The sequence below is a fragment of the Leifsonia sp. McL0618 genome (assembly GCF_049994905.1).
Taxonomy (GTDB): Bacteria; Actinomycetota; Actinomycetes; order Actinomycetales; family Microbacteriaceae; genus Diaminobutyricibacter.
In genome coordinates this window covers 3,131,680-3,145,651 of record NZ_CP188258.1, presented here as the reverse complement: position 1 = coordinate 3,145,651, position 13,972 = coordinate 3,131,680, and the positions used below count along the sequence as shown (strand labels likewise).

Genomic DNA, 13,972 nt, shown 5'->3' with positions numbered 1-13,972 from the left:
GAGGAATATGACTGTGCACCGCACTCAGGTGTTCGTGGGGATCGCCGTCGGACTTGCGCTCGTCTTGTCCGGCTGCAGCGCGGGAGTCCCGCATGCCGCTGCCAGCCCGCACGCCGCCGACGTGACAGAACCCCCTCCAACGGATACCGCGACGCCTCTTCCGACGGATCCGTCCGTGACCGTGCCGACGGGCTCCCCGTCCCCCTCGCCGTCATCGTCGCCCTCGCCGTCGCACGTGCCCTCCCCGACGACGGCGCCGCCATCGCTCGGCCCGACCGTCCGGGTGCACGCCACATGCGACCAGGTGGTTCCCCTGTCCGTGATCCTCCAGGACGCGGACGAGGCCAACGAGCCGACGGCTTACGTCCCCGGGATCGCCCCGGCAAGCTTCGCGGACCACCGGGCCGGAGCACTCAGATGCCTCTGGGCGGGCGGCGACATCTACGATCCCGCCACGGCGACGGTGCAGATCTCGGTTGTTCCCTGGGTGACTCGCCAGGTGTTCGACACATACCGAGCCGGTCTCAGCTGGCCGGAGACGCCGACGACGATCGCGCCGGATTCCTACACCTACTGCGAGCCCGGGGGAAGGCTGTGCGCGTTCTACGAACTCACCCCCGACTACGGATTCGTCGGCTACGCATGGAACCTGCACACGAAGCCGCCCGCAGAAGTGAGGGCAGCTGCCGTGGCCCTGCTGCAGCAGGTGAACAAGGTCGTCTCTTCGCTGCCCGCACCCATGCCTTAGCAGGCAACCGGTCGCGAAGTGACTAAGGTGTCGTTCGTGACCACCGTGACCCCCAAAGATGACAAGCTCACCGCATCCGCTGCGGTAACGCCCCCGAACCTGACGCTGCGGCAGCGCCCGATCGACATCTTCTTCCTGGTGATGTTTTCGCTGTTCATCGTGACCTGCATCATCAGCGACGCCATCCCGACCCTCGGCATCCCGCAGACGGCGACGACCCACAACCTGTTCGCACAGTGGAACTACACCTACTCCTCGCAGTACGACCCGCTCTACGAGAACCCGCCGATCTGGCTGCGATTCATCACGGGCACGTCGGCGTTCATTTACCTGCCGTTCTATGTGCTGCTCAACATCTGCCTGGTCAAGGGCTATAACTGGATCCAGTTGCCGAGCGTGATCTACGCGACCATGATCATCAGCCTCACGGCCATCCCGATCTTCGGCGTCGAGTTCTTCGGCGACGCCGCCCAGCGCACGCCGCAGCCGATCATCTTCCTGCTCTACAACGGACCGTACGTGCTGGTTCCGCTGCTGCTGCTGATCCGGATGCGCAAGCCCATGCCGTTCACACGCAAGTTCTGATCCCGGCCGCGCGGCCGGCTGCGGTCACGCGTGCTTGCCGCCGAGCTCCAGGAGGCCGACGCCGGCGATGACGAGCACGATGCCGACGAGCTGCACCCAGGTGAGCGACTCATGGAAGAACACCCACGAGATGAGGACGATCAGCACGACTCCGACCGCCGACCAGATCGCGTAGGCGACGCCGAGGGGCACTCCGCGTGTCAGTGACTGGGAGAGGGCGGCGAACGAGGCGAGGTAGCCGACGATCACGATCAGGTAGGCCCACCACTTGGGGTCGGGGCCGGACGTGAACTTGAGGAACGTCGTCGCGATGACCTCGGTGACGATCGCGATCGCGAGGAATACGTAGCCCAGCATGCTCGGTTGCTCCTGTCGTCGGGCGCGGATACCCGATCTGGAGCAAACGTACCGATAAGGAGGCGGGTTCATGGATGATGCGACCGGCAACGAGGCGAAACCCCGGGTGAGGCAACTGCGGGTCGTCGTCGAAGCAGAAGACTACGGGGCGGCGCTCGCGTTCTACCGGGAAGTGCTCGGGTTGCCCGAACAGGAGTCGTACGCAGCTGACGGGGGTGCGCTGGTGACGATCCTCGACGCCGGACGAGCGACCCTCGAAATCGCGAACCCGGCACAGAAGCGCATGATCGACGAGGTGGAAGTCGGCAGGCAGGTCGCACCGCACATCCGGCTCGCCTTCGAAGTCGGCGACACCGCTGCGGTGACCGCAGACCTGGTGGATGCGGGTGCAGCCCTGGTCGCCGCGCCGACGCTGACACCATGGCAGTCCCTGAACGCCCGGCTCGATGCTCCCGCAGACCTGCACATCACCCTCTTCGAAGAACGCGGCCGGCTCGAAAGCTGAGCGTTCCCTTTCACCCGGTTTCGGAAACGGTGGGGGTTTGGTTCTGCCACCCCGGGCCGACCTAGATTGAGACTGACGTCATCGACGGTCCGGATGCCACGCAAAAGATGGTAACCGGGTCGTGGCGAGGCAGATGCGAAAACCGGGACCGGCAGGGACGATACCTGCCGGTCCCGTCCATTTATTGCGTAGCATCGGGGGATGCAGGAAGCGCCACTCGAACGGCCCGCGAAGAACACGCCAGTGCTTGCGCTCGCCGGCGTCGTGCACGCCGACCCCGACACGACGTACGACGCCCTCGCTGATCTCGTGACTCCGCAGGCCGGCCAGGCATCCTTCTTCCTCCGCCATGACGAGACGCGCACGCTCGTCGTGCAGGGCGGATGGTGGTACCGCGGCGAATACCGGGTGCTGCCCGATGAAGAGGGCGCCCGGGTCGAACACGAACTCGTCAACGTCGCGCAGACCGCCCACTGGGCGGGCCCCATCACCGGCCGCGCCGTCATCGCCGACACTCCAGCCCTCTTCCACCAGCTCCTCACCGACCTCGCGGCCCGCGTCGAGTAGCGGGCAATTTGGGGTGCTTCTTCCTGTGCTCGACGGCCCCGGGGCCTTGCGCCGATAGTCTCGAGAGATGGCTGAACTGCACGAGCTGACCGCCCTCGAACAATGGGAGGAGCTGCAGGCCGGCTCCGTCTCACCGGTCGAACTTGCCACCCACTACCTCGATCGCATCGACCGCCTGAACCCCGACCTGGGAGCGTTCGTGACGGTCACGCGGGATGCCGCTCTCGAGCGCGCAGGGCACGTCACGACCGCCGTGCCGCGCACGGCTCCACTCTGGGGGCTCCCGTTCGGCGACAAAGACCTCTGGCTTCGTGCGGGCGTGCACGCCGGGTTCGGGTCACGGCTGATGGCGGGGTTCGTGCCCGACCGCTCGGATGAGATCGTCGAGACACTGGATGCGGCCGGCGCCGTCAGCCTGGGCAAGACGAACGCTCCTGAGTTCGGCCTTCCCGCCTACACCGAGAGCCTCGCGGCCCCGCCTGCCCGCAACCCGTGGAACATCGACCTCGGGTCGGGCGGTTCGAGCGGCGGTGCAGCCGTGGCGGTCTCGGCCGGGCTGCTGCCGTTCGCGCCGGGATCCGACGGAGGCGGTTCGGTGCGCATCCCGGCCGCTGCGTGCGGGCTGGTCGGCCTCAAGCCGACGCGCGGGCTGGTGCCGGCCGGGAGCGGCATCGACTCACTGGCGGGGCTCGTCGTCGACGGACCGCTGGCGCGGACAGTGGCGGATGCCGCCCTCCTCCTCGACGGAATGATCGCCCGCGTACACGGCGCCATCGACCACCACTACACGCTTCGCGCCCCCGACGACGATGACGGGCCGCTCCTCGGGGCGGCCATCCGTGGCGAGGGCCGCTTCCAGCTGGGGGTGATGACGACCTCGGCGTGGGACGACGCGTACGACATCGCCATCGACCCGGCGGCGCTCGGCGCCCTCGAGGAGGCAGTCCTGGCTTTCGACGCCCTCGGGCACGGGATCGAGCAGACCGCGCTCGAGCACGACGAGACGTACGCGCCCGCGTTCCGCACGATCTGGCAGGCGGGCGCCGCGCGCATCCCGGCCGAAGGCGACGCGCTCGACCTTCTCGAGCCGCTGACGCGCTGGCTGGTCCTGCGCGGGCGGGAGCTCTCCGCCCGGCAGCTGAGCGAGGCGCTGACGGCGCTCACCACCTATGAGCGCTCGATGATCCGCCAGCTCGCAGGCTACGACGCGGTGCTGACCCCGGCGATGGCGATGACACCGCGGCCGCTCGGGTGGTTCGACCAGGAGGACGGGGAACGCAACTTCGCGCAGCAGGTGCAGTACACGCCCTTCACATCCATGCTGAATGTGAGCGGGCTTCCCGCGATCGTGCTGCCGGTCTCGCAGACGGAGGACGGGCTGCCGATGGGTGTGCAGCTGATCGGGAGGCCCGGCGGGGAGGCGACGCTGCTATCGCTGGCGCGTCAGCTGGAGCGCAGCATCCGCTGGGACCGCCGCCATCCGCCGGTCTGGTAGCGCGCCCGGGGATCGCCCCCGCACTCGGAATTCCTTAGGTTAGGCATGCCTATACTGAATGCGTCATGTACCGGCCAGATCACGCGAAGCACACCGGGAGTACGGCGCATCACGACGATCGGGTGCAGTACCTCGTCGTCGGCGACGAGTCGTCGCTCGCAGAGCTCGAGAGCGAGCTTGCGCTCCTTCCGCTGTGCGCTCGCGGCCGTGTCTTCGTCGAGGTCGATCGGCCCGGTGACGTCTCCGTTCTCGTGACGCCCCTGCGCATGACCGTCACCTGGCTTCCGCGGGCGGCCCGTGCCGGGGCCCCGGGCAGCGGTGAGCCCTGCCGCCCGGGCCAGGCTGCGCTGCGCGCGGTGAAGGCCTGGACGGCCGAGATGCTGTGCGATGGGCCGGGGGAGACCCACGCGATCCTCGCCGGCGGCTATGCACTGGTCGCCGACGTCCATGACCACCTCGTCGATGAGATCGGCATGCGCCCCGACGTGGTCTCCGCTCCGACGGCGTTCCGCCTCCGCGCCTCGAACTGACCGCGCTGCGCCGGCTGCGCCGGCTGCGCCGCGCTGCACCGGCTGCGCCGGCTGCGCCTCGAACGGACCGCGCTGCGCCGGCTCTTCGGCCGAGCGTGCACGTTCCGGTCGAGCGTGCCCGACGCAACAAGCACACTCGGCCGCAACTGACCGTCTCGGCGGAATGCGTCGCGGAAAGCGTCGCGACAAGCCCCGTCAGGCGACCCCGGTGAGCTGCGCCGACAGCGCCCACAGGTCGCGGCCGAGGTGCGCATCCGCCGCCTGTGCGCGCACGCGGCCGTTCGCCCTGAGCTGGTCGAAGTAGGTTCCGCTCGGCGCACCCACCGGCACATCTCCGGCGAGCGCGATGAGTGGCGCAGCACCGGCTTCGGCCGGGATGCCGTAGTTGCCGCGGGTCGCCCAGTTGCCGAAACGGATGAAGCCGCTTGAGTTGCCGAACCGGGTCACCACGGTTCCCGGATGGAACGAGAAGGCGTCGACGCCCGCCCCGGTGAGGCGCTCTGCGAGTTCGCGGATGAAGAGGATCGTGATCAGCTTCGAGGTGCCGTAGGCGCGCCACCCGCCCGCCCAGGCCCGCTTCTCCCAGTCGAGGTCGTCGAGCCGCACATGCCCGAAGAGGTTCGCCAGGCTCGCCGTCGAGACCACGCGGGGTGCGTGCTCGCCTTCGCCGAGGCCTTTCGCCGTCTCGATCAGTCGAGGCAGAAGCAGGTTCGTCAGCAGGAACGGAGCGAGGTGGTTGCTCTGGATCGTGCGCTCATGCCCGTCGACGGTCACCTCGCGGCGGGAATGCAGCCCGCCGGCGTTGTTGGCGAGCACGTCGATCCTCTCGTAGCGGTCGAGGAGCGCGTCGGCCAGGCTGCGAACATCGTCGAGCCGGTCGAAGTCAGCGAGGAAGGCCGTGCCGCCGACCTTGTCGGCCATCGCCCGGGTCCTCTCGGGGTTGCGGCCGACGACGGCCAACTCGGCTCCCTGTTCCGCGAGACGTTCCGCGGCGACCGCCCCGATTCCGGAGCTCGCTCCGGTGAGCACGATCGTGCGCTTCCGCTGGCTCACAGGTAGCCGCCTTTCTCGAGGCCGGCCTCGATCTCGTATCGGTTCTTCAGCGGATTGCGGCCCGCTGCCAGGTAGAGCAGCGGAAAGAGCATCCCGTACCGCTGCCATTGGCGCTTGTGCACCGCTTCGTGTTCCATGACGTCGTCGCTCACGTTCTGCCCGGTGAGGTAACAGCCGCCGACACATGACCCGCCTCGCCCGAACGACCAGGCCGGCAGGCCGCGGAAAACGAACAACCCGGCCCGGCGCTCGATCGGTCCGGTGCTCCAGATGAAGCCCCACACCAGTCCGACCGCCGTCGCATAGAAGTAGCCGAGGCGGCTGATCGGCGAATCGAACAGCAGGTCTTCGAGCGTCTTCACATCACTCCGTCGGTCGTCCGTAGGCTTCGAGCAGGCGCAGCCACACTTCACTGAGCGTCGGGAACGACGGTACGGCGTGCCAGAGGCGGGAGAGCGGAACCTCGCCGACGACCGCGATTGTGGCCGAGTGGAGGATCTCCCCGACATCCGCTCCGACGAACGTCGCCCCGAGCACCACGTGCCGGTCTTCGTCGACGATGAGGCGGGCTTGGCCGACGTAGTCGTCGGCGGCGATGCTCGCACCGGACAGTCCGCTCATGTCGTAGTCGACGACGCGGATGCGGTGGCCTGCCTTCTCGGCTGCCGCTGCGGTGAGCCCGACCGATGCGACTTCCGGGTCGCTGAAGGTGACCTGCGGCACCGCGGAATGGTCGGCGGTTGCGACGTAGGTCGTCCACGGCTCGGTCGGGAGGGTGTGACCTTTCGCGCGTGCAGCCATCGCATCCCCGGCGATGCGCGCTTCGTATTTGCCCTGGTGTGTGAGGAGCGCGCGGTGCACGACGTCGCCCGCGGCGTACAGCCACTCGACCGGCGAGCCGTCTGCGCCGATGACCCTCATCGTGTCGTCGGTCTCCAGCCAGTCGCCGGGCTCGAGTCCGACGTTCTCGAGACCGAGGTCGCCCGTGCGCGGATGGCGGCCGACAGCGACGAGGATCTCGTCGGCTTCGACGGTGTCGCCGTTGCTGAGTTCGATGCGCACCGTGTCGGCGGCAGTGCGTTCGACGCGGCCGACGCCCGTGTGCAGGTGCAGCCTCGCACCGAGATCCTCGAGCGCGGTGCTGACCAGCTCGCCGGCGAACGGTTCCTGGTTCGACAGCAGGGTGCTGCGGGCGATGAGGTCGACCCGCGTTCCGAACCCCGCATACGCGGTCGCGAGTTCGACGCCGACGACTCCGCCGCCGAGGATGGCGAGGCGTTCAGGCACATGCTTGACGCTGGTCGCGTCGCGGCTCGTCCACGGCCGGCTCTCCCGGAGGCCGGGGAGGTCGGGAAGCGTGGCGACCGAACCGGTGCACACGGCTATCGAGTGTGTGGCCGTGAGCTTCGTCACCGTGCCGTCGGCCGCCGTGACGGTGACCTCGCGAGGTGCGGTCAGAACCGCGTGACCGCGCACCAGGTCGATGCCGGCACTCGTGAGCCATTCGACCCCGCCGTCGTCGGTCCAGTCGCTGGTCATCCAGTCGCGGCGTCTGAGCACGGCGGCGACGTCGAGCTCCGCGGTGATCGCCTCGCGCGCCCCGCCGACTTTGCTCGCGGCCCGCAGGAGCGCACCGCTGCGCAGCAGTGTCTTCGACGGCATGCAGGCCCAGTAGGAGCACTCGCCGCCGACGAGCTCCGCTTCCACGACGACAGTGTGCATGCCGCTCTGGGCGGCACGGTCGGCGACGTTCTCCCCGACCGTGCCGGCTCCGATCACGATCACGTCGTACTCGGCTGCGTTCATGGGTGCTCCTTCACGGTGTCGATGTCACGCTGTGGTCGGCCACTGTACGCTCAGGCGGCCCCGCCCGCCCGCACGGTCAGCGCCCCACGAACTGGGCTTCTGTGCGCCGCAGGAACGCCTCCATGCCGATGCGGGCATCCTTTGTCGTTGCGAGTCGGGCGAGGGCCGGCTGAAGCTCTGATTCGGCGGCGGCGTCGCCGTCACGGATGGCCAGCTTCGCATTGGCGAGCGTCGCCTGCACGGCAAGCGGCGCCTGGGCTGCGATCCGCTCGGCGATCGCGAGCGCCCGGTCGAACTGCTCGCCGTCGGGGACGACCTCCTGCACGAGGCCGATGCGGTGTGCTTCCGCCGCGTCGAAGTAGTCGCCGGTGAGGATCCAGCGCATGGCGTTGCCCCAGCCGACGGCACGCGGAAAACGCAGCGTCGCCCCGCCGAAGGGGAGGATTCCGCGGGTCACTTCGACCTGGCCGAACCGGGTCGATTGCGCAGCAACCGCGACGTCGCTCGCGAGCATCAGTTCGATGCCGAGGGTGAGGCACGTTCCCTGGACAGCGATCACGACGGGTTTGCTCAGCTGTTCGCCCGAGACCTGCCAGGGATTGATGCCGCCTTCGGTGACGTAGTCGATGCCGTCGGCTCCGATCCGGGGCCCGAGGTCTGCGAGGTCGAGCCCCGCGGTGAAGTGATCGCCGACCGCGTACACGAGGCCGGCGCGCAGGTCGGGATCGCGCTCGAGCTCACCGTAGGCGAGCGAAAGCTGGCTGAGGAACTCGAAGTCGGCGGCGTTGCGCTTGTCGGGCCGGTTGAAGCCGATGAGCAGAACGTGCCCGCGGCGTTCGGTGAGGATCCTGGGTTCGGTCATGATCCGAGGCTACCCTCGCGGGCCGGCCGCCTCATCCGGTCGCAGCCTCAGCGCACCGCGCCGGGGAGCGGTGCGGTCATGGCGCCGAGCACGCGCAGGATGACGGCGAGGTCGGCCGAGGCGGCGTCGAGCGATTCGGGAGCGAATTCGGTCAGTGCGGCTCCTGCGAGTTCGAAGCGCCCGCGCACCGCGCGGATCAGGTCGCTGAGCTGTTCGGGCTGAACGCCGAACGGTTCGGGGAACCCGATTCCGGCGACGCTGGCCGGGTCGAGCACGTCGAGGTCGACATGCAGGTAGACGGCGGATGCTCCGGTCGCCTCGATCGCGGCGATGAGAGTCGCAGGGTCTGCCAGGTCTTCGACACCGACCACCCGGATGCCCGCGGCATCCACGTATGCGCTCTCACCGTCGTCGAGCGCGCGCGTTCCGGCGAGGATCACGTTCGTCGGGGACAATACCTCGGCGCCGGTCGAGGCGAGGCCCTGCGGCCCGTCGCCCAGGAGGGTGCGCAGCACCATGCCGTGGAACGCGCCGGAGGGGGACGTGGCCGCATCGTTCAGGTCTCCGTGGGCGTCGAGCCAGACGAGCGTGACGTCGCCGGCAGGACGGGAGGCCACGACGTGCTGCACGCTGGCGAGGTCGGCCGCGCAGTCGCCGCCGATCGTGACGACGGGGCTTTCGAGGGCGCGCAGTTCGGCCAGCGCGCTTTCACGGACGGCGACGAGCGCCGAGAAGCGGTGCACCCCCGTATCGAGGGCTTCTCCTGCCTCCAGCGGCACCTCGACGACGTGCGTGGCCGAAGCCGGCAGGTCGCCTTTGATCGCTTCTGCCCCGTCGATCAGCCGCATCGCGCGCGACGAACCGGAGCCTTGCCATTGGGGTATCACCAGGAAGCGTGCAGCCACGCACCCAGTCTGCCCTACATGTCGCGGTAACGCTTGGCAGAGGCGAGTGCCTCGCCCAGTTCGCCTTCGGTCAGTCGCGGACCGTAGGCCGGGGTGTCCCGCTGGTAGCGCCAGCCTTCGGCGAGGGGGCCGGCATCCACCACATCGAACCCGATCGTGTCGATGAAGCCGGCGACCGCGGCCTTGGCGGTCTCGTCGTCGCCTGCGATCGCGAGCGCGCGCCGGTGCGGGTCGCCCGCGGGCAGGCCGTCGGCGGCGAGTCCCGACGAGAAGATGTGGTTGAACGCCTTCACCACGTGGGCGCCGGGCAGCTGGTCCTGCAGGAGCTCTGAGACGGTCGTCGTCTCGTCGTCGAGAGAAACGATGTGTCCGTCGCGCTGGGGGTAGTAGTTGTTCGTGTCCATCACCGTCTTGCCGTCGAAGGCGGCGGCGGGCAGGCTCCCGATGTTCTTCAGCGGGATGGTCACGACGAGGAGGTCCGACGACCGGGCCGCATCTTCCACCGTCGCCGCGCGGGCGGACGGCCCCAGTTCGTCGACGAGTTCCGCCAGTGTTTCCGGTCCGCGGGAGTTGCTGACGACGACGTTGTAGCCGTAGGCGACGCCGAGGCGGGCGAGCTGGCCGCCGATGTGTCCGGCGCCGATGAGTCCGAGAGTGGTCATGTGATGAGGCAACCACGGTCGGCCCCGGCATATTTCGACGGCGGCGGGTGTGTTTCGGGGTATTACGCGGCGGATGCGCCGCAAACGCCCCGCAGGCACACTGGATGTCATGCCCGCATCCCGCTCCCTCGCCGTGGTCGAGGTCACGCGCTTCAGGGCACACGATCCGGGCTACCACGACTATGTGCAGGTGCTCATCGGCCGCACCATCGCGCTCGCCGAAGAACTCGGCTGGAGCGTCGATCGTGTCGCAGCGGCGGATCTCGGTCCGGCGTCGCTTCTCGCGCAGACCGACGCGGCCGATGCTGTCGTGATCATGGGCGGCGAGGACATCGCTCCACGGTTCTACGGTGGCGCGAGCGGCTATGAGGGCGAGAGCGCCCATTTCCCGTCCGCCGACGAAGGCCAGATCGCCCTGGTGCTCCGCGCGCTCGAGCGCAGGACTCCGCTGCTAGGAATCTGCCGCGGGCACCAGATCATCAACGTGGCCCTTGGCGGAACGATCATCCAGCACCTGGGCGACGGAACGGTGCACAAGAACCACGGTGCCCCGATCGAGCAGATCATGTCGTCACATGCCGTCGAGGTCGCGCCGGGCAGTGCGGTAGCGGCCCTGCTGGGCGCCGAGCGGGTTCAGGTGAAGAGCGCCCACCACCAGGCAATCGCAGCACTCGGTGACGGTCTGCTGGCAGTCGGCCACACGCCCGGCGGCGAGATCGAGGCCATCGAGCACGCGACCGCGCCGATCGTGGGCGTGCAGTGGCATCCGGAAGATCCGGGTGCGCCGACCGGACAGCTCGCCGCGCTGCTCGCATCCCTCGATCGCGTGCCGGTCGCCGCACGCGTGGCGGCCTGACGCGAGCGGGCCGACCGAACGACGCGTCAGCCTTCGACCGGCCAGGCCTGCTCCCCGAGCAGCGGCACGAAGCTGACAGCACCGAGGTTCTGCTCCTTCAGCCGGCCGTGGGTGTCGAGGGTGAAGGCCGCCAGGTGCTGGGCTCCCCGTGGTGACCCGATCGGCATGACGATCCGGCCGCCCGGAGCCAGCTGTTCGACCCAGGCGCCTGGCACGGATGGTCCCGTCGCCGCCGCGAGAACGGCGTCGTACGGAGCGGCCCCCGGCCACCCCAGCGAGCCATCGCCTTCGATCACCTCGACGCGGTAGCCGAGCCTGCTCAGCAGTGTCGCGGCGCTCGCGGCGAGGCGAGGCTGGCGTTCGATGCTGTAGACGCGGTCGGCGAGTTCTGCGGCCACGGCTGCCGCGTAGCCCGAGCCGGTGCCGACGTCGAGCACCACGTCATCCGGGCCGATCCGTGCGAACTCGACCATCAGCGCGACGATGTACGGCTGCGAGATGGTCTGTCCGTCGCTCAGCGGCAACGGCCGGTCGTCGTAGGCGTAGTCGACGAGATCGAGCGGCACGAACTCGTGCCGCGGCACGCGCGCCATCGCGTCGAGAACCCGTGGATCCCCGATCCCGCGCGGGATGAGCTGCCGCTGAACCATCCGGCGCCGAGCGTCGTCGTATGCCGTGAGATCCTCCCTTTGTCTGATTAGACCACCGGTCCGCGCAATCGGGAAGCACCCCTCGTGCCGGCCGGCCTACCTCGTGACGGAGAGCGAGGCCTGGCGCGACGAGAGGCCGGCGCGCGCTGTCTCCAGTGCATCCCGGCCCGCCCCGACCGCTTCGAGGGCCAGCAGGCCCGCTCCGAGAATGGGTGCCGCCGTGACGAGCTCGATATGGGCGAAGGGGGCGCGTTCCGCCAGTCCGCGCTCGATCCCCGAGAGCAGTCGCTCGTCGCGCGCTCCGATGACGCCGCCGCCCAGCACCAGCGGCGTCGGCCGGTCGAGCAGGTCGAGCCTGCGCAGCGTCGTCTCGGCGAAGACCACGATCTCCTCCGCCTGCCGGTCGACGAGCCGCCCGGCGACAGCGTCACCCTCGCGCGCTGCCCGGAACACCGCGGGGCTGAGCGCCGAGAGCTCCGCATTCGCCAGCCGCCCGAAATGCATCGCCTCGATGACCGCCTGCACGTCGGCGAGGCCGAACGCCTCAGGAACAGCATCGACGAGGGATGTGGCAGGCCCGCGCCCATCGACGGCCCGCGCCGCGTGCCAGAGCGCCTTTTCGCCCAGGTGCCAGCCGCCGCCCCAGTCGCCGGAGATCATCCCCAGCGACGCGTACCGCACGACTGCTCCGTCAGAGCGGACGCCGACGCAATTGATACCTGTCCCGCAGACGACGGCGACCGCATCCGCTTCGTTCGTTCCCGCGCGCAGCAGGGCGAACAGGTCGTTCTCGACGATCGCCGGGCGACCGGATGCGCCGGTCGCCCAGGAGAAGGCGCCGATGGAACGCGAGAACGCCGCCACCTCGGCCGGCAGGTCGAGGCCGGAGAGGTAGATGTTCGCCTGTACGATCGGGCGGCCCCCGGTCTGCTTCACGATTTCGTTCGCGAGACCGTCGATGAGGGCGATCGTCGCGTCGACGCCGATGATGTGCGGGCTGGAGGTCGCGGCCCGTGCGCTCGCCAGGACGGTGCCTGCGAGGTCGAGGGCGACCGCATCCGTCTTCGAGCCTCCGCCGTCGACGGCGAGGACGATGCCGTCGGCGGGATATGCGTCGCTCATCGTGCCCACGCCAGGTGGTCGCGGTTGCGCGCGATGAGCAGGTCGGCGAGTTTCTCGGCCTTGTCGTATTGTCCGACGAGCGGATGCGCGAGAAGCGTGCGGACGACGCGGTCACGACCGCCGTGGACGGCAGCGTCGAGTGCGAGCCGCTCATACCCGGCGACATGCGAGATGAGGCCGGCGAGGTCGGCGGGAAGCGGCTCGACCGGGAGCGCGGTGACGCCGTCGGCACCGACCACGGCGGGAACCTCGATCACATGGTCGTCCGGCAGGAACGGCAGTACACCGTTGTTGCGCAGGTTCACGATCTGTGTGTCCCGCCGGTTCGACGTGAGGGACGCGATCAGATCGACGGCCGCCTCGGAATAGAAGGCGCCGCCGCGCTTGGCCAGCGCATCCGGTTTCGTATCCACTGCGGGGTCTGCGTAGAGCTCGAGAAGTGCGCGCTCGACCTCCTGTACCGCCTGCGCGCGTGTGGGTGCGCCGAGCTGCTCCCGTAGCACCGCGTCGTGTGCGTAGTAGTAGCGCAGGTAGTACGACGGCACGGTGCCGAGCAGCGAGATCAGCGATGCGGGCAGTTCGATCTCCTCGGCGAGCTGGTCGAGGTGGGTTGCGAGCAGGCCGGGCAGTGCGTCGTGTGTCCCGCTCTCGTCGGTCACGAAAGCCGCGCGCTCCCAGGTGAGGTGGTTGAGCCCCACGTGGCCGAGCGTGATCGCGGTGTGGTCGACCCCCAGCAGGCTCGCGAAGCGGCGTTGGAAGCCGATCGCGACGTTGCAGAGGCCGACGGCGCGATGACCCTCCTGCAGGAGTGCGCGGGTGACGATGCCGACCGGGTTCGTGAAGTCGACGATCCACGCATCCGGCTTCGCGTGTGCCCGCACCGCCTCGGCGACCCGCAGCACGACCGGAACGGTGCGCAGGGCCTTTGCGAAGCCGCCCGGACCCGTGGTCTCCTGCCCGATGCAGCCGCACTCGTGGGGAAAGGTCTCGTCCCCGTGACGTGCAGCCTGGCCGCCGACCCGAAGCTGGATGAGCACGGCATCAGCGTCGGACACGCCGGCGACGAGGTCATCGGTCGCAACGATGCGCCCGGAGTGGCCGGCGGCGCGGAACATGCGCTCGCTCATCCCGCCGACGAGCCGCAGGCGATCCGGGTCGGTGTCGACCAGCCAGAGCTCCTCGATCGGGAGCAGGTCGCGCATGCGCGCGAACCCGTCGATGAGTTCGGGTGTGTAGGTGGAACCTCCACCGACGACAGCAAGTTTCACG

17 protein-coding genes are annotated in these 13,972 nt (G+C 69.1%); 7 read left to right on the top strand and 10 right to left on the bottom strand.

Annotation, left to right across the window (positions count from 1 at the left end; genetic code table 11):
* Positions 1-13 precede the first annotated feature (13 nt).
* Both ACPPVQ_RS15165 and ACPPVQ_RS15160 read left to right on the top strand, forming a co-directional pair.
* The gene (locus ACPPVQ_RS15165; RefSeq protein ID WP_426515950.1) at positions 14-748 is read left to right on the top strand and encodes a hypothetical protein; all 735 of its coding nucleotides are present in this window, start codon (positions 14-16) and stop codon (positions 746-748) included.
* A gap of 36 nt (positions 749-784) precedes the next feature.
* Complete coding sequence (locus tag ACPPVQ_RS15160; RefSeq protein ID WP_426515948.1) at positions 785-1,333, top strand: DUF2781 domain-containing protein; 549 nt, start codon at positions 785-787, stop codon at positions 1,331-1,333.
* Between the two features lie 24 nt (positions 1,334-1,357).
* On the opposite strand, the gene ACPPVQ_RS15155 is transcribed toward ACPPVQ_RS15160, so the two are convergent.
* On the bottom strand, positions 1,358-1,690 hold the full coding sequence (locus ACPPVQ_RS15155) for a DMT family transporter (protein ID WP_426515946.1): 333 nt from the start codon (positions 1,688-1,690) through the stop codon (positions 1,358-1,360).
* A 70-nt stretch (positions 1,691-1,760) separates the two neighbouring features.
* Between ACPPVQ_RS15155 and ACPPVQ_RS15150 the strand changes: the two genes are divergently transcribed.
* The 4 genes from ACPPVQ_RS15150 (at position 1,761) to ACPPVQ_RS15135 (ending at position 4,787) form a co-directional block, all read left to right on the top strand.
* Positions 1,761-2,195 carry a VOC family protein gene (locus ACPPVQ_RS15150; RefSeq protein ID WP_426515944.1) on the top strand — a complete coding sequence of 145 codons (435 nt, stop codon included), beginning with the start codon at positions 1,761-1,763 and terminating at the stop codon, positions 2,193-2,195.
* A 201-nt stretch (positions 2,196-2,396) separates the two neighbouring features.
* Positions 2,397-2,762, top strand: a complete 366-nt coding sequence (locus tag ACPPVQ_RS15145) for a hypothetical protein (RefSeq protein WP_426515943.1) — start codon at positions 2,397-2,399, stop codon at positions 2,760-2,762.
* Positions 2,763-2,829: 67 nt separating this feature from the next.
* A complete protein-coding gene (locus ACPPVQ_RS15140) occupies positions 2,830-4,257 on the top strand; it encodes an amidase (protein ID WP_426515942.1) in 1,428 nt (475 codons plus the stop codon).
* A 65-nt stretch (positions 4,258-4,322) separates the two neighbouring features.
* Positions 4,323-4,787, top strand: a complete 465-nt coding sequence (locus ACPPVQ_RS15135; protein WP_426515941.1) for an SIP domain-containing protein — start codon at positions 4,323-4,325, stop codon at positions 4,785-4,787.
* Between the two features lie 195 nt (positions 4,788-4,982).
* Here the strand turns inward: ACPPVQ_RS15135 and ACPPVQ_RS15130 are convergent, their stop codons facing one another.
* From ACPPVQ_RS15130 to ACPPVQ_RS15105, 6 genes are all read right to left on the bottom strand, one after another.
* Entirely contained in the window at positions 4,983-5,840 is an 858-nt protein-coding gene (locus tag ACPPVQ_RS15130; RefSeq protein WP_426515940.1) for an SDR family NAD(P)-dependent oxidoreductase, read from the bottom strand.
* Positions 5,837-6,202: a Fe-S oxidoreductase gene (locus tag ACPPVQ_RS15125; RefSeq protein WP_426515939.1), complete on the bottom strand. Its 366-nt coding sequence runs from the start codon at positions 6,200-6,202 to the stop codon at positions 5,837-5,839. Before ACPPVQ_RS15125 ends, ACPPVQ_RS15130 begins: the two co-directional genes overlap by 4 nt.
* Position 6,203: 1 nt before the next feature.
* On the bottom strand, positions 6,204-7,646 hold the full coding sequence (locus ACPPVQ_RS15120) for a dihydrolipoyl dehydrogenase family protein (protein WP_426515938.1): 1,443 nt from the start codon (positions 7,644-7,646) through the stop codon (positions 6,204-6,206).
* A 76-nt stretch (positions 7,647-7,722) separates the two neighbouring features.
* Positions 7,723-8,508: a crotonase/enoyl-CoA hydratase family protein gene (locus ACPPVQ_RS15115; protein ID WP_426515937.1), complete on the bottom strand. Its 786-nt coding sequence runs from the start codon at positions 8,506-8,508 to the stop codon at positions 7,723-7,725.
* 47 nt (positions 8,509-8,555) lie between these two features.
* Complete coding sequence (locus ACPPVQ_RS15110; RefSeq protein WP_426515935.1) at positions 8,556-9,413, bottom strand: arginase family protein; 858 nt, start codon at positions 9,411-9,413, stop codon at positions 8,556-8,558.
* A gap of 14 nt (positions 9,414-9,427) precedes the next feature.
* Entirely contained in the window at positions 9,428-10,075 is a 648-nt protein-coding gene (locus ACPPVQ_RS15105) for an NADPH-dependent F420 reductase (RefSeq protein ID WP_426515934.1), read from the bottom strand.
* Between the two features lie 109 nt (positions 10,076-10,184).
* On the opposite strand from ACPPVQ_RS15105, the gene ACPPVQ_RS15100 reads away from it, so the two are divergent.
* Positions 10,185-10,931 (top strand): gamma-glutamyl-gamma-aminobutyrate hydrolase family protein, encoded by a 747-nt coding sequence (locus ACPPVQ_RS15100; RefSeq protein WP_426515933.1) that lies wholly within the window; start codon positions 10,185-10,187, stop codon positions 10,929-10,931.
* Between the two features lie 26 nt (positions 10,932-10,957).
* On the opposite strand, the gene ACPPVQ_RS15095 is transcribed toward ACPPVQ_RS15100, so the two are convergent.
* From ACPPVQ_RS15095 to ACPPVQ_RS15085, 3 genes are all read right to left on the bottom strand, one after another.
* Positions 10,958-11,581: a protein-L-isoaspartate(D-aspartate) O-methyltransferase gene (locus tag ACPPVQ_RS15095; RefSeq protein ID WP_426515932.1), complete on the bottom strand. Its 624-nt coding sequence runs from the start codon at positions 11,579-11,581 to the stop codon at positions 10,958-10,960.
* A gap of 96 nt (positions 11,582-11,677) precedes the next feature.
* Positions 11,678-12,703, bottom strand: coding sequence for an N-acetylglucosamine kinase (locus tag ACPPVQ_RS15090; RefSeq protein ID WP_426515931.1), 1,026 nt, complete (start codon positions 12,701-12,703; stop codon positions 11,678-11,680).
* A complete protein-coding gene (locus ACPPVQ_RS15085; protein WP_426515930.1) occupies positions 12,700-13,971 on the bottom strand; it encodes a 6-phospho-beta-glucosidase in 1,272 nt (423 codons plus the stop codon). The genes ACPPVQ_RS15090 and ACPPVQ_RS15085 overlap by 4 nt, the downstream gene beginning before the upstream one ends.
* Position 13,972 lies beyond the last annotated feature (1 nt).